Genomic DNA, 22104 nt, shown 5'->3' with positions numbered 1-22104 from the left:
ATTCCCCCGGATATCGGCATTGTTCCAGTTTCCGCTGTTAATCTAATTACAACAAAGAGTTAACTTTCAAAGGACTGCCATGAAGAGCATTGGGGCATTTTTAATATTGGTCTCTGTAATATTCCATTTGACGGGCTGCACGAGTATTCTTTGGACCTTTAATAAGGTCAATGCCTATGAATATAAAGAGAAAAACACATTCAATGACAAGATAGTGTCATCATTCAAGTACGCGGGTATCAAATTAAACGTAAAATCAGAGCGCGAGGGAAGCAGCACCATTCCTCTTCCGCAAGAAGGCGTAGGTTTTATAGGGGAAAATAACATCTACTTTGTTACCGAGGGAGGGGAGGAATTACTTGCAGTAAATGGATTGGTGAAGCAAGTCCCATTGGTTTCAACCAATGATAGAAAATATATTAGAATTAACATCAATCGTTCAGAACGGTCAGGGGTCGATGCCGAATTTAGTCAAACACTAGAATTTAAAGTCACTAAATTGGCTACTCAACTTTCATTGTCGCAACAGAGTGCTCTTAATAAAAATAACTTCACATTAAAAAATGGTTATTACTTTATTCAGTTTGAAATTAAAGGGATTATTATAAATAGGGCGCAAATTGGTGAACATTTTGACAATGTTGAAACGCTGAGTAAAGGTTATGACGTGCAGTTTTACACCCATGAACAAACCGATAGTTTCCATGTTGGGCGTTTCTTGTTTAATACGGCACTAACACCGTTAACACTGGCGGGTGATATTATTATCTATCCACTCATGCTTGCAAGTTTATGACACGCGCGAATTCAGATAATAAGTGCAGCGCACGCACTGATGGTGAGTTTCCGGATTCTGTGGTTAAGGCAGTGCTCTGCAGTTTGAATGACTGAAAGGGATAAAAATGACGACGTATACACAGTGCATCCGCCTTGATAACGTCAGATAGAATCAATGATTTTAATGAGAAAACGTTGACATGGAAGATTTAACCCTACGCTATTTCGAAGCCGAAATGCGCTATTTGAAAGAGGCGGCCCGCGAGTTTGCCGATGCGCATCCGGATCGTGCTGCCCAACTCAGCCTGGATCGGGTGGGGGATATCGATCCCTACGTGGAGCGCCTGTTTGAAGGGTTTGCCTTCTCGATGGGGCGGCTGCGTGAAAAGCTGGATGATGACCTGCCGGAGTTCACCGAAGGGTTGGTCAGCCTGCTGTGGCCGCACTATCTGCGCACCATTCCGTCGCTGTCGGTGGTTGAACTGGCACCGGATGTCAGCCAGATGAAGATGCAGGAAAAGGTGCCGCTGGGGTTTGAGGTGCTCTCCCAGCCGGTGGGCCCGAAAAATACCGTCTGCCGCTATCGCACCACGCAAGAGATGCGGCTGAACCCGATTGCGCTTGAAACGGCGCAGATGGCCACCGAACCGGATGGCCGTTCGGTGCTGCGGCTGCGTTTTCGCGTCAGCGAACTGGTGGATGTGGGGCAGATGGATCTGAGCCGCCTGAGCCTGTACCTCAATGCTGATGCGCCGGTCAGTGCCGCGCTGCATCTGGCGCTGACCAAACAGCAGGCCGCGCTCTACCTGCGGGTGCCGGGGGCGGCAGATCGCCAGCCGCTGAAGGGGTATTTCTCCCCTGGCGGCTTTGCGGATGAGGATCGCCTGTGGCCGAAAGGCGACAGCGCTTTCAGCGGTTACCAACTGCTGCTGGAGTATTTCACCTTCCGCGAAAAGTTCATGTTTGTGCATCTGCATGGGCTGGAGAACATGGTGTTGCCGCCGCGCGCCAGCTGGTTTGAGCTGGAGGTGGTGTTAGGGACGTTGTGGAACCACGAACTGCCGGTGTCGGCCAGCAACCTGCGTTTGCACTGTGTGCCGGTGATTAACCTGTTCACCATCGAAGCCGATCCGTTGATTATCAGCGGACTGGAGAGCGAATATCTGCTGCGCCCACGCCGCTTGCAGGACGGTTACACCGAGATTTATTCGGTGGACGGGGTCAGTGGCTCACAGCGTCTTGAAGAAACCCAGTATGTGCCCTTCACCAGCTTCCGCCATCGTGGGGGCATGCTGCGGCACACCGCCCCCGAGCGTTATTACCACACGCGGGTGAAACGTGGGCCGTCCGGGCTGCATGACACCTGGCTGATTTTAGGCGGTCACTCTTGGGAAGAGGACAGGCTGTTTGAGCGTGAAACTGTCTCGTTGCAAATTACCGGCACCAACGGCCAATTGCCGCGCAAGGCGCTGCGCAGCACGCTGATCAACCGTTGCGAGCAGTCGCTGCAAATCCCGCTGCGCGTGCAGAACCTGTGCCCGCCGACGCTGCCATGCTATCCGCCAGCCGAAGACCGGTTTCACTGGCGGGTGATGAGCCACCTGGGGTCGAACTTCCTCAGCATGATGGCCAGTGCCGAAGTGCTGCGCGGTACGCTTGCGTTGTATGATTGGCTGGATAACGAGATGACCCGCCGCAAGCTGGAAGCGATTGTGGAGGTGAAACAGCATCTGATACAGCGCTTTGAACAGGGTTTTTTACTGCGTGGTACGGATATTGAGGTGACGCTCAACAGCGACGGCTTCAGCGGTGAAGGGGACATCAATCTGTTTGGCGAAATGCTTAACCGCTTCTTCGCCCTGTATGCTGATATTCACCTGTTTAACCAACTGACCCTTATTCTTCAGCCCAGTGGAAAATGCTTACGATGGAACGAAAATCACAGCCAGCGGATCCCCGGCTGATAGCGCAACTGGCGCCTCATATCTCTAAAATCAATTTTTATCGTTTCTGTCAGTTGGTTGAGCAGGCGACGCCGGGTTCGCCGGGCCTGGGCCGCAATCATCATCTGCTGCATGAGGCGGTGCGTTTTCGCCCCAATCCGGGGATGGGGTTCCCGGTCAGCGAACTGAAGGCGCTGGAAACCGACAGCGAACACCCGGAACGGCCGCCTACGGTGCGTACTACCTTTCTCGGGCTGTACGGCGTGGAATCGCCGTTACCGACGCGCTATATCGATGATATTGCTCAGCAGCGTGAAGGAACCGAGGCGGTTACCGACTTTCTGGACATCTTCAACCACCGCCTGACCACTCAGTTTTACCGCATCTGGCGTAAATACTCCTACCCGGCCACCTTTCAGCCGGGGGGAACGGATGAGACCTCGCAGTATCTGCTGGGGCTGGTGGGCCTGGGTATTCCGGGTACGGAAAAGCAGATTGGTGCTCCGGCATCGCGCTTTCTGGCGCTGCTCGGCACGCTGCGTTTGCCGACCCGTACCGCCGAAGGCATTATGACGCTGGTCAGCCTGTTGGCCCCGCGCACCCAGGCCAAAGTGACGCCGCACGACAAGTTGACGATTAACCTGGCCAGCCCAGTGACGCTCAGCAGCCAGCACCCGGTCAGCCTGCAACGGCGCCCGGTATTGGGTAGCCAGAGTGTCGACGTCAACAGTCAGGTGTTGCTGACGTTGACCACCGAAGACCCGCAGGAAGTACAGGGCTGGCTGCCGGGGGGGCAACTGCACAGCGACCTGCTTACTCTGCTGCACGTGTATCTGGGCGCGCGTTGCCATGCCCGGCTGCAACTGACGTTACCGCGGCACCTATTGCCCGCCGCGCAGTTGCGCAGTTCCCCTGAGGCGGGCACGGTGCAACTGGGGCGCACTGCCGTGCTGCCCGGCATTCCGCTGGCGTCTTCCGCGCGCACCCCGCAGACGGTGACCGTCAGCCTGGGCCGTTATCAAGGTTTAACCGCTAATCCACAACATCGAGAGGCTGCCAATGGCAATTACTCGTTTTAAACTTTTCCTGCCGCTGATTGCCCTGAGCGGCATGCTGGCAGGATGTGGCCTGACACAGTCCGTGACCGATGGCACGGTATCAGCCACCAAAGCGATTTTCTACAAGCAGGTCACCACGTTACACCTGGATTTTACGGCACGCAGCGCCAGTAATAACAACCCGAACGGTGTGCCGCTTTCTACCGTGGTGCGTGTCTATCAGCTCAAAGACCGCAAGGCGTTTGATACGGCGGATTACCGTGCGTTGTCGGCCGCCGACAGTCAGGAAATCAAGGCCGACCTGTTGGCTACGCGTGACATACGCCTGCCACCGGAAGGGGCTTACTCGCTGGAGATGCCAATGGAGAAAGAGGCACAATATGTGGCGGTGGTGGCGTTGTTCCTGGCCCCGGAGATTGAACAGAACACCTGGCGCGTGGTGATGAAGCGTGATGAGCTTGATCCGGATAAACCGCGCAAGATTGAGCTGAATAATAACCGCCTGGTGTTGCAACCGGTTAAAAAGGACTGACGTATGCCTCATCCCAAAACCCCCTCGCTGTATGAGATATTGACGCAGAACTTTAGCGGTGGATTGCCATTGCAGCAGGTTAACGAGGATGACCAACGCATTTTGTCGGTGCTGGATAATTTGCAACGCATCCTCAACAGCCGGGCGGGCCAATTGGCCCACCTGCCGGATTATGGTTTGCCGGACATGAGTGAAATCCTGCAAGGGATGCCCGGTTCGGCCCATAGCCTGATGGCGACCCTGCAGCACGTGCTGATGAAATATGAGCCGCGTATTGCGGGTGTCAGCATTGCGCTGCTGCCGCAGAGGATGCCAGGGGAGCTGGAGTATGCGCTGGAAGCCGAACTGAAAGGGGTAGGGCGGGTGTCATTCGGCACCACCTTTACGCCAGAAGGTAAAATCCTGGTCCGCCATCTGAAACAGCAGAACTACGTCTGAGCTTCCTCTTGGCGACAGTAGCCCGTAGCACTCTGATAAAAGCGCAGGAAAAAACCATGATTTCACTTCCCGTCTGGTTCTCCGATGCCTTTGGTCATCTGGAAAAACAGGATGCTGATGTCCTGATACATTTATGGGAAACAGAGCCGGTACTGCGAGAAGCGGCGGCACGGCTGGATAAAAGCAACCCCGTACTCAATCCTACAACACATTGCCCGTACTGTGGCAGTGACCGTTACGTGCCCAGCACCCGAGAGCGTGAATTCCGCTGCTTGACGTGCTTGCGACAGAGCTCCCCCGCAACAGGAACTCCGTTTGCGGACCTGCATCGCCGAAAGTACTACATTCTTTATGCGGTGCTGGTGACGTTCTGGGTTAATGGCTATATCGAAGATGTGGTATGGCTATCAGGGTGCCACAACAAAATCAACTGGAAGGAGTATGCCCGCCGTCTGGAGCCGATACGGGTTGACTTGCCCGTGCCAGTCACCCCTTTTCCGCGCTACCTGCATGGATTCCCCCCCGAACAGCAGGGGATGACCTGCCCGTCCTGCCGTGCTCACCGGGTGGTGTATAGTGAGCAGATGCCCGCTGCTAACCCGAGTTTATCTTGCCAGGTATGTCAACATCGCTTTGTGATGCATCCTCTCATGCCCCGGGGAACGCTGCGTGATGGTTCACAGCCGGAGGTTCCCGCCTGGTTTAGAAAGGAATTTGCGCACACGTCGAATGCCGACTACGAGCATCTGGTGACAATCTGGCACCGTGAACCGGTCCTGCGTGAGTTGGTGGATCGTCTGGATGAGCAGAACCCCGAGCTGAATCGCCTTCAGGAATGCCCGTACTGCCATAATCACCATATTTTCCCACTTGGCGGTCATTCAGAAGGCTTTGGCTGCAAGGCGTGTGGTGAAACCTTTGTGGCTTCTACAGGGACGGTGTTTTCAAACATGCCAAAAGACCGTTATTGGGCCCTGTATCGGGTGCTGGTACTGCTGTGGGGACAGTGGCTCCGCAAAAGGATGCTCCCGGTGAGCCGGATATCTACGGTCGGGCAATTTCTGGTATATGAAAGACGCCTGCAGCCGCTGTTTGCAGAACTGCAAGGAAGGCCAGTAACACCACGGCCCCGCTGGTTGATGGGATTTACGCTCGGAGAGCAGGGCGTGAGATGCCTGCACTGCCAGTCGTCGAATGTCGATACCGAGGGGCGGACAGTCTGGCCGCGGGATGAACCGAAAATAAACTGTGCAGCCTGTGGGCATTCGTTCATGTTGCGGGAGTGGCTCAGGCACCGCGTAGATACTGGCGTGGAGGAGAATGCCGGGCTGTGAGGGATGAGTAGAAGTCGAGTCCTTCTTGGTTCATGTCGGAATTATACAGGAAACAACCGAGTGCGTAACTTCAGTGAGGTAAAAGAATCGTTGTTATTCTCAATGCTGAATCCACAGGCTTCAGTACTCTGGGCCAAGAGTGGCGAGGATCAAGGTCACCCTTTGCTAGCTCATATGCTAGATGTAGCTGCGGTTGCTGAGGCTATCCTTGAGCTTGGGCCGGCTACCACTCATCTGCACCTTGCTGTTCAATTCGGTCTGTCGGTTGAGACAGCTCCCCGCTGGCTGGCAACGCTTGCTGGACTCCATGACGTGGGCAAGGCCATCCCAGGATTCCAGGCCAAATGGGAGCAAGGGCAATCACTTGCCAAAGCACAAGGGCTGACCTTTACTAGTACATCGCTGCGCTGTGATCGCCATGACTGGGCTTCAACCGCTATTTTGGAAGAGTGGTTACCGGGACGGACAGGTGCCGATGTTATTTGGTGCCAACAAGTGGCCGGAGCGGTCGGGGCACATCATGGTTATCCATTGACACAAAAGGAAATTGGGAATGGTTTGTCGATGTGTGAAGAGAGCGTCTGGCTCCAAGCCCGGCAGGCTTTGCTCGATACTTATTGGAAGGTGCTGTCCCCTCCGGGAGATATCACCACTGATGAGCTAGCTCTACCGGCCATCAATTGGCTGGCAGGTTTGACCTCTATCGCCGACTGGATTGGTTCCAATACCGATTGGTTTCCCGTCGGGATACGCCGAGATGAACTCCGTGAACACTACCTCCATGCCAAGCAACTAGCGCATCAGGCGCTGACGGCGATCGGCTGGCTTCCTTTTTCACCTTTGCTTGCAGAACCCGTCCCACTTGATAGGCAACTTGGCCTAATGTTGGCCGCCGATAAGCCCGTCATGCCACGAGCCCTACAGCGTCAGGGTATTGGTCTGTTAGAAGCGAGTCAAGGGCCAGCTTTACTGCTGGTGGAAGCCCCGATGGGGGAGGGGAAAACCGAGCTTGCCTTTATGGCTCACCTGCATCTGCAGCGCACCCTTGGCCATCGCGGCTTCTATCTAGCCCTACCGACCCAAGCTACCGGGAATGCGCTGTTTGCCCGTGCCCGGCAGTTTATGGATGCTTTTGCTCACGGACCGACGCCCGATTTGCAATTGATACATGGTGGCGCCGCCCGCCAGGAGATGATGGAAGCTCTCAAGGAGGTGTGGGGTGAGGATGGCAAACAGAGTGAAGGGGTTGAGGCCGCCCGTTGGTTTTCCCGTCGCAAGCGTCCGCTGATCGCCCCCTATGGGGTGGGCACCATCGATCAGGCTCTCTTCTCGGTGCTCAACGTCAAGCACCACTTCGTACGTCTGTGGGGGTTGGCCAACCGGGTGGTGGTACTTGATGAGGTCCACGCCTACGACACTTATACTGAAGGGCTGATTGAAGCACTGTTGTGCTGGCTTAAGGGGCTTGGCTGCTCGGTTATCCTGATGAGTGCCACCCTGCCAACAAAGCGCCGTGATGGCCTGCTCAAGGCATGGCGGGTGGAGCCCGCCGTACTGCCCGAACTGGCCTATCCACGTCTGGTGCTGGCCGATGATCGAGGCCTAAGTTGGGATGACAAGATAGAAAGCCGAATGATGGAACCCGTTCGGCTGGCCGGATGCGGCACTACACCGGAGGACTTGCTGTGCGTAGCGCTCGATGCTCTGACCCACGGTGGTTGCGGCGCCATCATCGTTAATACCGTCGAGCGGGCACAACAACTCTATTCCCTGCTCAAGGTGAAGGCGCCTGAGGAATTCACCTTGCTACTTTTTCATGCCCGCTTCCCCGCCGATGAGCGGGCTCAGCGAGAAGCGGCTGTACTTTCCACATTTGGTAAAGAGGGGAAACGTCCGGCTCGGGCCTTGCTGGTGGCGACGCAAGTGGTGGAGCAATCGCTCGATATCGACTTCGACTTCTTGCTGAGCGATCTCGCCCCGGTCGATCTGTTACTGCAACGGGTTGGACGGTTGCACCGTCACCAACGGCCCCATCGCCCTGAATCCCATCACCAGCCAGTGTTGACAGTTGCTGGACTCTTGCCGGGCTCTTTGCCTGATCTGGCGACCACCCGTTGGCGCTTTGTCTACGATCCTTACCTGCTTGCTATGACTTGGGTTCACCTCCTCAGCGAGACCAATCTGCAACTGCCTATGGATATCGATCGACTGGTACAGGCCGTCTATGGCGATGGAGATCTGCCCGCCACTGTAGAGGAAGCGCTGCGGCAATATATCGAGGAGGTCAGCTACGCCACCCATCTGGCGACGCTGCAACACCAGCGACAGTTGGCTCGCAATATTGCCATCAGGGCCGATGCAGATCCTGGCACGGTCTATTCGGACAAACCCAGAGGTTACGAAGAGGGGGAGGGCGAGGACAAAGGCTTAATCAACAGCACCCGCCTGGGTAAGCCCAGCGTAACCGTTATCCCGCTCTTTATCTCGGATAATGGGGGGGCCTTGGCGCCAGACGCAGAGCCTTTCGATCTCAAGGTTCCCCTTTCAACAGAGTTGGCCTGCCTACTTTGCGCCCGCCAGCTTAGCCTCTCCAATCAAACTCTGGTTAAGGCTGTCAAGTCGCAACCCAAAGTGAGGGCCTTTGCCGAGAGCCCCCTGCTTCGCTACAGCTATCCGCTTTTTCTCGATAGGGAGGGAAGGGCGCAGTTGGATGGAGGACTATGGGTTCAGTTCGATAGAGAGTTGGGGCTTATCTACCAGAACAAGGAATAACCAAAGGAGTGACAATGACGAAGAGACTTAATCTGCTCGATGAGCCTTGGCTACCGGTCAGAATGGTCAGTGGTGGGGTGAGGGAACTAGGCTTATTGGCACTTTTTGAGCAGGCGTCGCAGGTAGTTGCCTTGGCTGAGACAGCTCCGCCATCCTTGATGGCTCAATATCGCCTGCTGCTCGCTATTATGCACCGTGCCTTAAGTACACAGACACCAAACTGGGGCCAACGGGAGTTGCGTCACTGGTATAGTCAGGGATTCCCCACAGAGGTCATCACCACCTACCTGGAAGCATGGCGCGATCGTTTCTGGTTGTTTCACCCAGAACACCCCTTTATGCAGGTGGCTGAGTTGGCCACGGCACCTGAGACCTGTGACAAGTTCAAACCTTGGACCCAGATTGATCTGGCCAGTGTCAGCGGTAATGCTCCTGTCGTGTTTAATCACTCTCTGGATAGTGCGCCGGGGGCTATTTCCCCGTCTCATGCTATTCGTCACCTGCTCGGTTTTCTACAGTGCACGCCGGGTGGCCTGGTCAAGGTGTTTCGTGATGCTGACAAGGCGGGACCTCTGGCAAATACAGCAGCCTCTTTGCCGTTGGGAGAGACTCTGGCTCAAACCCTTCTCTTGGGTTTACATCCAGCCTCCGCTGATGGACATGAAGACTTGCCATGCTGGGAGCGGCCTGCGCTGACAGTCGCCAATCTGCAAGCGGCTGCTGTGCTCGCCACTGGCCCCAACGATCGCTATACCCGCCAGACTCGCGCCGTGCTCTTTCACAGTGAGGAGGATGGTACCATCCGCTGGTTACGCTTTGCTGCAGGCATGGGGCTTGAAGAGTATCCCCATGCCCCCGATCCCATGGCGAGCTTTCGGGAGGGGAGCAACGGGCCGGTACGTCTTACTTTTAGTGAAGGGCGAGCTCTGTGGCGCGATCTGCCAGCGCTATTGCCTGATGGGGGATCACGTCCGGCAGCCATCCTTGAAAATGCTACTAGTTTAAACAAATCGCTGGGTAAAAAGCAGTTGCGCCTCTTGGTCGCCGGGCTTGCCAGCGATCAGGCCAAGTTGCTGCGCTGGCGAGTTGAACAATTGAAACTGCCGCTGGCGCTGCTCGAGCTACCCAAGGCAACCCGAGCGGCCCGCCAAATGCTGGAGACGGCAGAGACTTTGTTTGGCTCGCTTAAAGGGGCCGCTGTGCAACTTATCGCAGACACTCTGCCAGACAGTCAGCAGAAAGATACTCGCAGCCGTGCTCGCACCCTGTTTGCTGCAGGCCCTGCAGCGCCGCTCTTCTTTGCTCGTGCCGAGTGTGCCCTGATGGCGACCCTGACACTGATCGAACAAGACGCCGATGCCGCAGAGCGGCAGTGGCAGCAAGTGCTGAAAGAGGCGGTTCTTGCTGCTTGGGAAGCACAACTGACCAGCCTGGGAGGCGGTGCCAACGTATGGCGTGCCAATGCCAAGGCTCAGTCCCGGTTGTGGTTTGCCATTCGGGATCAACTGACAGCCCTTAACGATACAGGAGAAGTTCAATGAGTGATCAGCCCTTTGTTGACCATCTGCAGCGACTCGCACAGAGCAACCGCAGGGCTTTGGCTGAGCTACGCCGCAGTCTTACCTTTGCTCCAGGTACGGCGCCCCGCGTCTTTCCCTATGTTGAGCCCTTTATCGCGGCAGACGAGCACCCTGACTCTGCACGTCGTCAGTCGTACTATCTGGTGGCGGGGCTCTTTGCGCTTCATCCACAGCACAGCGAGGAGACTTTGGCCAAGGCGATGGGGGCCCTCTATCGCAAGCAGGAACAAAGCTCATCCATAGAGGGGCGTTTTATCGCGCTGCTTGAGTGTGATGGCGAGACCTTGGCCGAGCCGTTACGCCACTGTGTCACCTTGTTGAGATCCCATGGTATGGCTATCGACTATCAGCGTTTGCTTTGGGATCTCACTGACTGGCTTAACCCGACTTACCCCGAGCGACTCGATCAATTGCGTCGCCGGTGGGCCACTGATTTCTACCGTGTAGCTGCCCATATCGCTTCAAACGACTAAATCTTCAAGGAGAGAAACTATGACCCTGTTTGTTGAACTGCATCTTATCCAGAACTTCGCCCCTTCCAATCTGAACCGTGATGATACTGGAGCTCCTAAGGATGCAATCTTTGGGGGCCAGCGCCGTGCTCGGGTCAGTAGTCAGTGTTTCAAACGTGCCATTCGTCTTTATAGCCGTGACCAGCAGCTTATCCCTACTGAGTATCGTGCCCTTCGCACCAAGAAACTGCAGGCGTTGTTGCTGAAAAGACTTGCTGACCGAGATCAGGAAGAAGCGAGCGGTAAGATCGAGGTCGCTTTGGCTGCCGCAGGGCTTAAGCTTAAGGATGATGGCAAGACCGAGTATCTGCTGTTTCTTGGCGAACGCGAGATTGCTGGTTTTGCCGCTCTGATAGAAGAACACTGGGATGCTTTGATCGTTCCGGCAGCGGGTGAGAAAAAGGGGAAAAAAGAGAGCAAGGCGGCCATTCCGGCTGAGTTGGCCAAGCAGGCCAAGGCGCTGCTCGATGGGGGTAAGGCGGTGGATGTTGCACTCTTTGGCCGAATGCTGGCCGACCTGCCTCAGGTCAATCAGGATGCTGCCTGTCAGGTAGCCCATGCCATCAGCACCCACAGGGTAGAGCGCGACTTTGACTACTTTACTGCCGTCGATGACGTGGGTGGCCCTGACGAAACCGGTGCAGGCATGATTGGCCAGGTCGAGTTTAACTCCGCCACTTTCTACCGTTATGCCGCGCTTGATGTGAGCAAGTTGCTGCAAAACCTGCAAGATGACAAGGAGCTGACTGCATCGGCCATTGAGGCTTTGATCCAATCGATGGTACGAGCCATACCTAGTGGCAAGCAGAACAGCTTCGCTGCCCACAACCTGCCTGAGTTTATCGGTGTGAGCCTGCGTAAAAGCCCTCTCAATCTGGCCAATGCCTTCGAGCGTCCGATCCTGCCGCGCCACGATAAGAGCCTCACCGAACAGTCGGTAGCGGCGCTTGGTGAGTACGAGAGCAAGCTGGCCCCAGTCTACGGAGATGCAACCGATCGCTGGGCCCATATCGATCTCACTGGCAAATGGCAGCTTAAGAACAGCCAGGCGCACATTTCGGTAAGCGAACTTGCTGCTTGGGTACGTGATGTCGTCGAGACCCAGTGGGGAGAGTAACATGCCGACACTGCTACTGCGGCTGCAGGGCCCCATGCAATCCTGGGGGACCACTAGCCGCTTCGATGAGCGAGACACCCAGATGGAACCCTCCAAGTCAGGAGTGCTCGGACTTATCTGTGCTGCCTTGGGGCGAGACAGGAGCGAGCCAGTCGACGATCTTGCCGCCCTTGAGATGGGGGTGCGGGTGGATAGGGAAGGGGTTGTACTGCGCGATTATCAAACTGCCACCGGAATCATTAACGCTGCTGGCAAGGTTGACATGAACCGCACCGTGGTCAGTCCACGCTACTACTTGAGCGATGCTGCATTTCTGGTTGGCTTCGAAGGTGATAGGTCTCTGCTTGCTCAGATCCATCGGGCGCTGAAAACGCCCCATTGGGCCCTTGTCTTGGGTCGCAAGGGGTGTCTGCCGTCACCGCCAGTGTATCTACCTGATGGTCTGAGAGATAGCGATTTGCTGGCAGCCCTGTGCGACTATCCCGAGTTGGTCAAGGGGGCGTGCCAGCAAGTGCGTCGTTTGTTGTTGGAGGCGACAGAAGGGACGGTTCGCCTCGATCAACCCATCGCCCCTTTCGCTGACCGCCGCTTTGGCCCTCGTTTTGTGCTCACCGAGCAACTGGAGCCTGAGGAGATGCCATGTCCCTGAATCAATTGCATCTGAGTCGATTGATCTTGAATCCAAGAAGCAAGGAGGCACGCCGTGATCTGGCCAATCCCTACGAGCTTCATCGCACCCTAGCCAGGGCTTTTGTTCCTGACGAAGAAACGGCGCCTGCGCGTTTCTTGTGGCGTCTCGAGGCAACAGCTAACTGGCAACAGCCTCAACTGCTGGTGCAATCGCAAACCGAAGGGAACTGGGGGCCGCTATGCGATCTGCCTTACTACCTGCAAGGGGAAGTGCAAGAGAAGCGCTTTGCCCCCGAGCCATGGCTAGAACAACATGGTTCCTATCGCTTTCGCCTGCAGGCTAATCCGACGGTAACTCGTGATGGCAAACGCAGGGGGCTGTGTAGCGAGGAAGAGCAGTTGGCTTGGCTTGCTCGACAAGGCGATCGCCACGGTTTTAGTCTTGTCCATGCGCTGGTCTGTAACTCCGTGATGCAGCATGGGCGTAAGGGAACAAGCCGTCTTAGTGTGCTGACGGCGACCTTTGAGGGGTACTTGCAGGTTGTCGATCCTCATGCTTTGCGAAACGCTCTGTGTGAGGGTATCGGCCCTGCCAAGTCACTGGGCTGCGGCTTGCTTTCTTTGGGGAAAGACTGATGCTCCCCCCTCTCAAGCCGCTGCCAATCAAGGATCGCCGTGCCATGCTGTTTCTTAAATACGGCCAGTTGGATGTGATCGACGGCGCCTTTGTACTGGTGGACAAAGATGGGGTACGCACTCACATCCCAATCGGTACTGTCGCCTGTTTGATGCTTGAGCCCGGCACTCGGGTCTCTCACGCGGCCGTCAAGCTGGCTGCAATGGCTGGCACTCTGCTGGTTTGGGTAGGGGAGGCCGGAGTGCGGCTCTATGCAGCTGGTCAGCCCGGTGGTGCCCGCTCCGACCGGCTACTCTTTCAGGCCAAACTTGCGCTGGATGAAGAGCTGCGTCTCAAAGTAGTACGCAAGATGTTTGAGCTGCGCTTTGGCGAGCCGCCTCCAAGCCGTCGTTCGGTAGATCAGTTACGTGGGATTGAAGGAGCACGGGTGCGTGAGACCTACAAATTGTTGGCAGCTCGCTATGGGGTTAAGTGGCATGGGCGTCGCTATGACCCCAAGGATTGGGATAAGGGAGACCTGCCCAATCAATGCATCAGCGCAGCTACTTCATGTCTGTATGGCATTACGGAAGCTGCCATTTTGGCGGCTGGGTATGCTCCGGCTATTGGTTTTATTCATAGTGGCAAGCCGCTTTCGTTTGTCTACGACATAGCCGACATCATCAAATTTGAAACCGTGGTGCCCCAGGCGTTTGAGATTGCAGCCAGGGGAGATGCCAACCCCGATCGCGCAGTGCGCTTGGCCTGTCGCGACAGCTTTAACAAACAGCGCACCTTGGAAAAACTGATCCCGTTAATTGAAGAGGTGCTTGCCGCTGGGGGGATCACCCCGCCTGAGTCTCCCAAGGATGCTCAGCCGCCCGCCATTCCCGAACCGACCGGTATGGGGGACGCTGGTCACAGGAGTCAGTGATGAGTATGTTGGTCGTCGTAACCGAAGATGTGCCCCCGCGTTTGCGTGGTCGGCTTGCTATCTGGTTGCTGGAAGTCCGTGCAGGCGTTTATGTGGGGGATGTCTCGCGCCGGGTACGAGAGATGATCTGGCAGCAGTGCGAGGCGTTGGTGGAGCAGGGCAATATCGTGATGGCATGGCCCACTAACAACGACTCAGGGTTTGAGTTTCAAACCTTGGGGGCAAATCGAAGGATGCCGGTGGACTTGGATGGCTGTCGGTTAGTCTCTTTTCTGCCTGTTTAAAATCAATAGGTTATTGTTCATTAACAATCTTGATTAGTTGGTGGTTTTTTATGTCTTGAAAAATCCATTTAAATCAATAATATCTGTTAAGTCTATTCCCCGCGCCAGCGGGGATGAACCGTGTATTTAGATATTCTTTCTTAATAGTGTAGTCTATTCCCCGCGCCAGCGGGGATGAACCGAGTCGTTTCGCCAGTACTTCCCAGCCAGTGAGCTATTCCCCGCGCCAGCGGGGATGAACCGGTGATAGACCTTGCCCTTGCTGCCTATCTTGGCTATTCCCCGCGCCAGCGGGGATGAACCGATACATGGCCCCGGCTATCTGGTCTGTTTCTTCTATTCCCCGCGCCAGCGGGGATGAACCGCTCGTGGGCAATGCGATAGAGCGCGTCGAACTCTATTCCCCGCGCCAGCGGGGATGAACCGAAACTAGGTGCAGTATTGCCTAGTTTTTTTGTCTATTCCCCGCGCCAGCGGGGATGAACCGCACCTGAGCCGGGCTTGTGCCTGTGATTACCGCTATTCCCCGCGCCAGCGGGGATGAACCGTTCTTTGTATCGGTCTTTCATTTCTGCATGCACTATTCCCCGCGCCAGCGGGGATGAACCGGCGGCTACACCAGTGAGAAAGGCCAGCTGAAGCTATTCCCCGCGCCAGCGGGGATGAACCGCCAGAATCCCATCCGGCTTTTGTCATCATCCACTATTCCCCGCGCCAGCGGGGATGAACCGATAGCTATAGTAGAAACACGAAAACAAAGGGGCTATTCCCCGCGCCAGCGGGGATGAACCTGATGCTGAGTTTGCTCATTATCGCATCATGGACTATTCCCCGCGCCAGCGGGGATGAACCGACTATAACTCAGTGGTCGGATGAGGTGCGCAACTATTCCCCGCGCTAGCGGGGATGAACCGTTGTGCCGCCGTCTTTCCTGGGCCGCGAGTACCTATTCCCCGCGCCAGCGGGGATGAACCGGTGATATGGAAATGAATTATCCAGTTCGACAACTATTCCCCGCGCCAGCGGGGATGAACCGCAGGGACGCATCACTCACGTTCCGCATCTTGCCTATTCCCCGCGCCAGCGGGGATGAACCGGCGGCTACATAAAATCACGCACCGGGAATAATCTATTCCCCGCGCCAGCGGGGATGAACCGGAAAATGCCATTGTCGGGTATATTCCGGTGTGGCTATTCCCCGCGCCAGCGGGGATGAACCGTTGGAACTGCAACCCCTAGGTTGATAAACTCACTATTCCCCGCGCCAGCGGGGATGAACCGGGCATATACGGGGTTGCCTCTCACTGTGTCAGCTATTCCCCGCGCCAGCGGGGATGAACCGGTCGATGGGGAGTGATATGTCAGTGCTAAAGGCTATTCCCCGCGTCAGCGGGGATGAACCACGTAGTCAGGAATGATTGTAAGCGTAAACCCAGCGCCGTATGTAGTCATTAGACGTCAATACGGCACTCACTGATCGCTTACTATTGGGATAGCCTCTGAGACCTGTCATTTTGCTACGGGAAGCGTCTGCGTGGTTCCACGATGTTCTAAGCTATCGATGTAATCAGCATACCACTGCATCATTTCCCGTCGACCATCGAGGTACTGGGCATGATTATAAGTACCGCGGATACTGTTCTTGTCGACGTGCGCCAATTGGAGCTCGATCCAGGCCGTATTGAACCCTCTTTCATGCAGAATGGTACTAAACGTATGCCGAAAGCCATGACCCGTAGCTTTGCCATCATAACCGATACGTTTTAGTACCATGTTAATGCTGGCGTCACTCATTGGTTTGTTAACATCATTGCGCCCAGGGAAAACCAGTCGATAGCTGCCTGTGATTGCTTGCAGTTCTCGCAGGATAGTGACGACCTGTCTTGACAGTGGAACCAGATGTGTACGACGCATCTTCATGCGTTCGGCAGGCACTTCCCATAAACATTGTTCAAGATTAAACTCCCTCCACTCAGCGTTGCGCAGTTCAATAGTACGCACACCGGTCAGCAGAAGCAGCCGTGTTGCCAGACGGGTGAGGGGACCACCATGATAACCAGCTAGGGCAGTTAAAAACTCAGGCAGTTCTCCTGCAGTGAAATGAGGGAAATGTGCTGACTTGGGAGCGGTCAGTGTACTGGCCAGTTCTGCCGCTGGATTTATCTCGGCACGTCCGGTGGCAATAGAGTAGCGAAATATCTGATTACAATACTGGCGTACTTTGCGCATTTTCTCCAATGCTCCGCGTTTTTCGATCATACGCAGTGCTGCTAGCATTTCTAGTGGTTTGATCTCTGCAACAGGGCGTTTGCCAACATGTGGAAAAATATCCTTTTGCAGGGCTTCCAGGACGTTTTCAGCGTACCCCTCAGACCAGGATTTACTTTTGTAGGCATGCCATTCGAGGGCGAGGGTATGGAAGGTATTTTCAGTAGTGATTTTTTGAGCTTGTTTTTCTAACTGTTTCTGCTGGCTTGGATCGAGGCCATCAGTAAGCATTTTACGTGCTTCATCACGTTTAAGGCGTGCATCAGCAAGTGAGATATCGGGATAGACACCAATGGCGAGTTTCTTTTCTTTCCCGGTGATACGGTATTTGAGACGCCAATACTTGGAGCCATTCGGTTTTACGAGGAGATAAAGCCCACGTTCGTCGGTGAGTTTATACTCCTTGTCTTTCGGCTTAGCTGTCTCGACTTGTCTTGCATTGAGTGGCATTTGGGGGCCCAAAAATAACGTTGAACAAGATGAGCCCCCAGATAGGCCCCCAGCGAGCACTTGATTGACGTGGATGCTGGTTGACTTCTGTGGAGCTGATGATGTGATAATATCTAGTATCGCAAGGATTTTAAAGGGGTTTACTTGAATTCAGGAGATTTAAGGGGAGGTGAGTTTGGTACCCGAAGTGGGATTCGAAGTAAGCCATTAAAACCGTTGTTCGATAATCCAAGGGGCCCAACAGGGCCCCTCAGACTGCTGACGACTCCTGTTGTTAGCGCGCGCCTCGGTACGCTAAGCCCGGGTATCTCGGGTTTAAAAACCGCTTTGTCATCAACCTCAGCGGGAGCGCGGTTTCTGCCCCTAAACATTAACGACAACGTATTCCACTCCTTCTCAATCACCTTGTAACCCGTGAATACTTGCCCGGACAGAGTGCCTTAATCACTTTTACCTAAGGCACTGTTCCAGCTTTGTAAGTGATCCAGCTCTAATTTATCGAATGTTAAAATTAAAAAAATGAAGTTTAATTATGGTGGGATAATTAATGACAATTAAATCATGATAGAGATCACTATTATTTTTTGATTCAGATCATAATTAAATTTTTTCTAACGGTATTTTAGATTAACGCCTGCTTTGATTGAACATGAACTAGCCTGAGTTTAATATACCTCCTATAGTGAATTTTAAACTTAAGTACTAAAACAGTGCTTATATGGCTCTCCAGTTATCTGGTGTGTCAAACCTGTGTTATTAAAATAAAATCATTAAATTATAATGAGGTGTAAATAACCTATACCCAAAATAATTCGAGTTGCTTGTAGGCGGCAACCGAAATAATCCCCAGGAGCTTACTCAGGTAAGTGGCTGGGGTGAGTGAGGGCAGCCAACACCCAAGCAACTGGAAGTGTGACGGGTATAATTTAATTACTGAATCATAATAACAAACTCGTTGAGAAATAGATAAGGCCAGCTGTGGCATGTGTTTGTTATTCGAATAATACAGGTGGCTGTAATTTCGGCTGAGTTATTCGAACTATCATCAACGGATTACGATTAGTGTCTTCATTAGGAGAAATTAAGTTGAAGATATTTTGTTTAATAAAGAAGAACACCTATTTTGACTCTGTCACCCTGATGGGAATAACCAAACGCTTGGCCAGCTTGGAAGGAGTGTTGAATCTCTCTGTAAGCATGGGGAGCGATCTCAACAAGGCTCTGCTGCGCGACAGCGGAATGAGTACTCCAGAGGCTGAAGCAGCAACTCCAAACGATCTTATTATCTCCTTTTGCCTCGAAGACGAAGAAAATACCGCCCAGTTATTTGAATCTATTGAAAAAGGTTTGGTTAATCGTAACAAGGGGGGAGCCAGCAAGGCGAAACCTGTTGGCATCAAATCTGCACTGAATGCTTCTCCGGACGCAAACATGGTGGTCATCTCCCTGCCGGGTGAGTATGCCGTGTTGGAGGCGAAGAGGGCGCTGCAACAGGATCTGCACGTCATGATGTTCAGCGACAATGTCAGTATTGAAGATGAACTGATGCTGAAATCCCTGGCCCATCAAAAGGGTTTGCTGATGATGGGCCCCGATTGCGGCACCGCCATTATCAACCGGAAGGCACTCTGCTTCGCCAACGTGGTGAATCAGGGGCGTGTTGGCGTAATTGGGGCTTCCGGGACCGGCACACAGGAGATCACCGTATTGCTGGATCAGTATGGCTATGGCGTCAGTCAGGTTATCGGCACCGGCGGTCGCGATCTCTCCAAAAACATCAACGCCATTATGATGTGTGATGCTCTGCAAGCGTTGGCGCAGGATCCTGGGACCGATCTCATCGTGCTGGTTTCCAAGCCACCTGAAGTATCAGTGGCCGAGAAAGTGAGCCATCTGGCTAAACAGGCTGGTAAACCGGTAGTGGTCTGTTTTTTGAGCGAGGGCATAAGCCGTGCCTCTGATGCCAACCTGCATTTTGCTAACACCCTTGAAGAGGGGGCACAGAAGGCAGTTGCTCTGCTGAATACCAGCGCTAAGGTTGCTCCGGTAGCCGTTGATACGGCGTTGGTTGCCGAACTGAGCAACAAACTGGATGCTGGCCAGAAATATGTGCGAGGCGTTTTCTGCGGCGGCACTCTGACCGATGAAGCTCGTATCATCTTCAAAAATCAGTGCCCTGATTTGCCTTGCTACAGCAACGTTGCCAAGAAGCCGGAAGAGAAGCTGGTCAATCCGAACGAGAGTGTGAAAAACAGCTTTGTTGATATGGGGGATGACGCTTTCACCGTCGGCAAACCCCACCCGATGATTGATCCTACCCTGCGTAATCTGCGGCTCATCCAGGAGGCTGTCGACCCGCAAACCGCTGTCATCCTGCTCGACATAGTGCTTGGGTTTGGTTCAAACGAAGATCCGGCGGGTGTGACGCTGGAAGGCATCGAGGCTGCCAAAAAAGCGGCTCAGCAGCAGGGCCGTGAGGTGATTTTCGTCGGCTACGTGCTGGGAACCGATAAGGATCCGCAAATCATGAAGCTGCAAATGCAGAAGCTTGAGTCCGCTGGGGTGATTCTGGGTAAGAACAACGCCCATGCCGCACGTATTGCCGCCGCAATCATCAAAGGAATTCAGTAATGAGCAAGATTAATTCCCTTTTCAACAGTGAGTTAAAAACCATTAACTTCGGTGCCGAGAGTTTCAACAACGAGTTGCTCTCCCAGCACGTCGACAGTGTTCAGGTCGAGTGGCGCCCGCCAGCAGGGGGCAATAAGGAGCTGCTGGCTGCCTTAGCCAAGCTGGATAGTGAAGAGATAGATCAAGCGAACCAGAAGGCGATTAGCCTGTTCATGGAAGCGGCCCCCTTCCTGGTGGACTATCAGCAAGCCAAAGATGTCATCCCCGGAATGACGGCCAACACCATACTGCACGCCGGGCCACCTATTACTTGGGAACGTATGTGCGGCCCAATGCAGGGCGCGGTGATCGGTGCGCTGATCCTTGAAGGTTTGGCAGCCGATCAGCAGCAGGCTGAGGCACTTGCCGCTTCTGGCGAAATCAAGTTCGCACCCTGCCATGAGCATAATGCCGTTGGCCCAATGGCCGGGGTGATTTCTTCCTCTATGGTGGTGCAGGTCTTCAAGAACAAAACCCACGGCAATTACGCCTATTGCCCAGTGCCTGAAGGCATGGGGGGCAAGGTTATGCGCTATGGTGCCTTTGGCCCAGAGGTGATCGAACGGCTGAAATGGATGCGATCCGAGTTCCGTGAAGTCATGCATCTGGCGCTTTCCCAGAGTGAGGGTATTGACACCAAATCTCTGCAGTTCCAGGCGCTGCACATGGGGGACGAAGGGCATAACCGCAACAAGGCAGGCACCAGCATGTTCCTGCGTGCTCTCTTTCCCTTGCTGTTGAAAACGGGGTTGCCGCACGAACGCTTGCAACCCGTGGTCGATTTTATTAACGACAATGATGGCTACTTCCTCAGTATCAGCATGCCTTCCTCCAAGGTGTGTCTGGATGTCGCTCACGGCGTCGAGAAAAGTACCATGGTGACTGCTCTGGCCCGCAACGGTGTGGATTTCGGTATCCGTGTTTCCGGCCTCAAGGACGCGTGGTTCACCGGGCCCGCACAGATGGTCAAGGCTCTCTACTTCCCCGGCTATGGCGATGATGATGCCAACCCGGATATGGGGGATTCTGCTATCACCGAAACGGCGGGTATTGGCGGCTTTGCCTTGAGCGGTGCCCCCGCTATTGTCCAATTGGTGGGGGGATCGGCAGCAGATGGTATTGAGATCTCTAAGAAAATGTACGAAATCACGCTGTTTGAGAATATGAACTTCTCTCAGCCAGTGCTCGATTTCCGTGGCTCCCCTACCGGTATCGACATTCGCAAGGTCGTAGAGACGGGCATTTTGCCGATCATCACCACCGGTAGCGTGCACAAGAAGGCTGGCAAGGGGCAGATCGGTGCGGGTATTACCAATCCGCCGATCGATTGCTTCGAAAAAGCGCTGCTGCGTTTAGCCGAAGTGATCTGATTTCAACGTAATACATCTTGTCCGCAGCCCGCGCGAGGGCTCGGGACAAGATGATGAGTTATAAGGAAGTGTCAAATGGATGAAATCATTAACAGCCCGCTGTTATGGCTGCTCTGCAGTATCACTATTATGGTCGTGGCTGTACAGGGCTATGCCTACTACAGGCTGGCGCGCAAGAATGCCAAGCTGCTTGGCATGTCCGATGAGATCTGTGCCAAGTCTTTCAAGGTAGGGATGGTCGCCGCCGTAGGTCCGGCGCTCGGTATCCTGATTGTGTTGGTGGGCATGATGGCCGTATTGGGCGGCCCGATAACCTGGATGCGTCTGTCTATCATCGTTTCGGCCACCAACGAGATGGCTGCCGCCAAGTTTGGTGCTGATGCCGCTGGCGTCACCTTCGGAGGGGCTGATTTCACCGTCGCGGTGCTGTTTGTCGCCTGGTTTGGGATGGCATTGAACGGTATCGGCTCTATGCTCTCGGCCGTTTTCTTTGCTGGCCATCTCGAGAAAATCCGCGCCAAGGTTGTTAACAAGAATCCTAAGATCCTGGCGCTGGTCAGCGGTGCCGCCATGTGTGCCATCTACGGTAACCTGAGCTCCGGCACCGTTATCCACGGCGGTGGTAACGTTGGTGCCTGGTTGGTTGCGGGCATTGCGACCTATGTGCTCTATCTCATTTCCCAACAAGTAGAGAAGTTGAAAGAGTATAGCCTGGGGATTGCCATGCTGGCTGGTACTGTTGCTGGAGCCATCGTCCAGTCGATTGTCGGATAGCACGGCTATCAGGAAGATTTAATCGTATTGAGGCCAACAGAATGG

The 22104-nt window shown here is 54.3% G+C and carries 18 protein-coding genes and 1 CRISPR repeat array; of the genes, 17 read left to right on the top strand and 1 reads right to left on the bottom strand.

The genetic code is table 11. From position 1 onward, the window contains the following. Positions 1–79 precede the first annotated feature (79 nt). From BMI79_RS07290 to cas2e, 14 genes are all read left to right on the top strand, one after another. Positions 80–796 carry a hypothetical protein gene (locus tag BMI79_RS07290; RefSeq protein WP_076941470.1) on the top strand — a complete coding sequence of 239 codons (717 nt, stop codon included), beginning with the start codon at positions 80–82 and terminating at the stop codon, positions 794–796. Between the two features lie 181 nt (positions 797–977). After that, entirely contained in the window at positions 978–2741 is a 1764-nt protein-coding gene (tssF, locus tag BMI79_RS07285) for a type VI secretion system baseplate subunit TssF (protein ID WP_076941469.1), read from the top strand. Next, complete coding sequence (gene tssG / locus BMI79_RS07280; RefSeq protein WP_076941468.1) at positions 2705–3799, top strand: type VI secretion system baseplate subunit TssG; 1095 nt, start codon at positions 2705–2707, stop codon at positions 3797–3799. Before tssF ends, tssG begins: the two co-directional genes overlap by 37 nt. Beyond that, a complete protein-coding gene (gene tssJ, locus BMI79_RS07275; protein WP_076941467.1) occupies positions 3780–4310 on the top strand; it encodes a type VI secretion system lipoprotein TssJ in 531 nt (176 codons plus the stop codon). Before tssG ends, tssJ begins: the two co-directional genes overlap by 20 nt. A 3-nt stretch (positions 4311–4313) precedes the next feature. After that, entirely contained in the window at positions 4314–4748 is a 435-nt protein-coding gene (gene tssE / locus BMI79_RS07270; RefSeq protein WP_076941466.1) for a type VI secretion system baseplate subunit TssE, read from the top strand. Positions 4749–4804: 56 nt separating this feature from the next. Further along, positions 4805–6082: a hypothetical protein gene (locus tag BMI79_RS07265; protein WP_076941465.1), complete on the top strand. Its 1278-nt coding sequence runs from the start codon at positions 4805–4807 to the stop codon at positions 6080–6082. A 60-nt stretch (positions 6083–6142) separates the two neighbouring features. Next, positions 6143–8854 carry a CRISPR-associated helicase Cas3' gene (gene cas3, locus BMI79_RS07260; protein WP_208611191.1) on the top strand — a complete coding sequence of 904 codons (2712 nt, stop codon included), beginning with the start codon at positions 6143–6145 and terminating at the stop codon, positions 8852–8854. A gap of 14 nt (positions 8855–8868) precedes the next feature. Then, a complete protein-coding gene (casA, locus tag BMI79_RS07255) occupies positions 8869–10395 on the top strand; it encodes a type I-E CRISPR-associated protein Cse1/CasA (protein ID WP_076941464.1) in 1527 nt (508 codons plus the stop codon). Beyond that, positions 10392–10907 carry a type I-E CRISPR-associated protein Cse2/CasB gene (gene casB, locus BMI79_RS07250; RefSeq protein WP_076941463.1) on the top strand — a complete coding sequence of 172 codons (516 nt, stop codon included), beginning with the start codon at positions 10392–10394 and terminating at the stop codon, positions 10905–10907. The genes casA and casB overlap by 4 nt, the downstream gene beginning before the upstream one ends. Before the next feature lie 19 nt (positions 10908–10926). After that, positions 10927–12063 (top strand): type I-E CRISPR-associated protein Cas7/Cse4/CasC, encoded by a 1137-nt coding sequence (gene cas7e, locus BMI79_RS07245; RefSeq protein WP_076941462.1) that lies wholly within the window; start codon positions 10927–10929, stop codon positions 12061–12063. A gap of 1 nt (position 12064) precedes the next feature. Then, positions 12065–12712 (top strand): type I-E CRISPR-associated protein Cas5/CasD, encoded by a 648-nt coding sequence (gene cas5e, locus BMI79_RS07240; protein WP_076941461.1) that lies wholly within the window; start codon positions 12065–12067, stop codon positions 12710–12712. Then, a complete protein-coding gene (gene cas6e, locus BMI79_RS07235; protein ID WP_208611189.1) occupies positions 12703–13329 on the top strand; it encodes a type I-E CRISPR-associated protein Cas6/Cse3/CasE in 627 nt (208 codons plus the stop codon). The genes cas5e and cas6e overlap by 10 nt, the downstream gene beginning before the upstream one ends. Next, on the top strand, positions 13329–14243 hold the full coding sequence (gene cas1e, locus BMI79_RS07230; RefSeq protein WP_076941460.1) for a type I-E CRISPR-associated endonuclease Cas1e: 915 nt from the start codon (positions 13329–13331) through the stop codon (positions 14241–14243). The genes cas6e and cas1e overlap by 1 nt, the downstream gene beginning before the upstream one ends. Then, positions 14243–14527, top strand: coding sequence for a type I-E CRISPR-associated endoribonuclease Cas2e (gene cas2e, locus BMI79_RS07225; RefSeq protein ID WP_076941459.1), 285 nt, complete (start codon positions 14243–14245; stop codon positions 14525–14527). The genes cas1e and cas2e overlap by 1 nt, the downstream gene beginning before the upstream one ends. 92 nt (positions 14528–14619) lie before the next feature. Beyond that, positions 14620–15930: direct repeats of the CRISPR family, unit length 29 nt; unit sequence CTATTCCCCGCGCCAGCGGGGATGAACCG. Between the two features lie 106 nt (positions 15931–16036). Here the strand turns inward: cas2e and BMI79_RS07220 are convergent. Further along, positions 16037–17245, bottom strand: a complete 1209-nt coding sequence (locus BMI79_RS07220; protein ID WP_076941458.1) for a tyrosine-type recombinase/integrase — start codon at positions 17243–17245, stop codon at positions 16037–16039. A 1086-nt stretch (positions 17246–18331) separates the two neighbouring features. On the opposite strand from BMI79_RS07220, the gene fdrA reads away from it, so the two are divergent. From fdrA to BMI79_RS07200, 3 genes are all read left to right on the top strand, one after another. Next, positions 18332–19876, top strand: a complete 1545-nt coding sequence (gene fdrA / locus BMI79_RS07210; protein WP_076941456.1) for an acyl-CoA synthetase FdrA — start codon at positions 18332–18334, stop codon at positions 19874–19876. Next, positions 19876–21285, top strand: a complete 1410-nt coding sequence (locus BMI79_RS07205) for a YlbE family protein (RefSeq protein WP_076941455.1) — start codon at positions 19876–19878, stop codon at positions 21283–21285. Before fdrA ends, BMI79_RS07205 begins: the two co-directional genes overlap by 1 nt. 75 nt (positions 21286–21360) lie before the next feature. After that, on the top strand, positions 21361–22059 hold the full coding sequence (locus BMI79_RS07200) for a DUF5058 family protein (RefSeq protein ID WP_076941454.1): 699 nt from the start codon (positions 21361–21363) through the stop codon (positions 22057–22059). Positions 22060–22104: the final 45 nt, after the last annotated feature.

The organism is Serratia oryzae (assembly GCF_001976145.1).
Classification (GTDB): Bacteria; Pseudomonadota; Gammaproteobacteria; order Enterobacterales; family Enterobacteriaceae; genus Chania; species Chania oryzae.
This window is presented reverse-complemented; position numbering and strand designations above follow the sequence as displayed.

Coding starts and splice junctions, on each gene's coding strand:
- BMI79_RS07290 (WP_076941470.1), top strand. CDS start 80: ATGAAGAGCATTGGGGCATTTTTAATATTGGTCTCTGTAATATTCCAT.
- tssF (WP_076941469.1), top strand. CDS start 978: ATGGAAGATTTAACCCTACGCTATTTCGAAGCCGAAATGCGCTATTTG.
- tssG (WP_076941468.1), top strand. CDS start 2,705: ATGGAACGAAAATCACAGCCAGCGGATCCCCGGCTGATAGCGCAACTG.
- tssJ (WP_076941467.1), top strand. CDS start 3,780: ATGGCAATTACTCGTTTTAAACTTTTCCTGCCGCTGATTGCCCTGAGC.
- tssE (WP_076941466.1), top strand. CDS start 4,314: ATGCCTCATCCCAAAACCCCCTCGCTGTATGAGATATTGACGCAGAAC.
- BMI79_RS07265 (WP_076941465.1), top strand. CDS start 4,805: ATGATTTCACTTCCCGTCTGGTTCTCCGATGCCTTTGGTCATCTGGAA.
- casA (WP_076941464.1), top strand. CDS start 8,869: ATGACGAAGAGACTTAATCTGCTCGATGAGCCTTGGCTACCGGTCAGA.
- casB (WP_076941463.1), top strand. CDS start 10,392: ATGAGTGATCAGCCCTTTGTTGACCATCTGCAGCGACTCGCACAGAGC.
- cas7e (WP_076941462.1), top strand. CDS start 10,927: ATGACCCTGTTTGTTGAACTGCATCTTATCCAGAACTTCGCCCCTTCC.
- cas5e (WP_076941461.1), top strand. CDS start 12,065: ATGCCGACACTGCTACTGCGGCTGCAGGGCCCCATGCAATCCTGGGGG.
- cas6e (WP_208611189.1), top strand. CDS start 12,703: ATGTCCCTGAATCAATTGCATCTGAGTCGATTGATCTTGAATCCAAGA.
- cas1e (WP_076941460.1), top strand. CDS start 13,329: ATGCTCCCCCCTCTCAAGCCGCTGCCAATCAAGGATCGCCGTGCCATG.
- cas2e (WP_076941459.1), top strand. CDS start 14,243: ATGAGTATGTTGGTCGTCGTAACCGAAGATGTGCCCCCGCGTTTGCGT.
- BMI79_RS07220 (WP_076941458.1), bottom strand. CDS start 17,245: ATGCCACTCAATGCAAGACAAGTCGAGACAGCTAAGCCGAAAGACAAG.
- BMI79_RS07205 (WP_076941455.1), top strand. CDS start 19,876: ATGAGCAAGATTAATTCCCTTTTCAACAGTGAGTTAAAAACCATTAAC.
- BMI79_RS07200 (WP_076941454.1), top strand. CDS start 21,361: ATGGATGAAATCATTAACAGCCCGCTGTTATGGCTGCTCTGCAGTATC.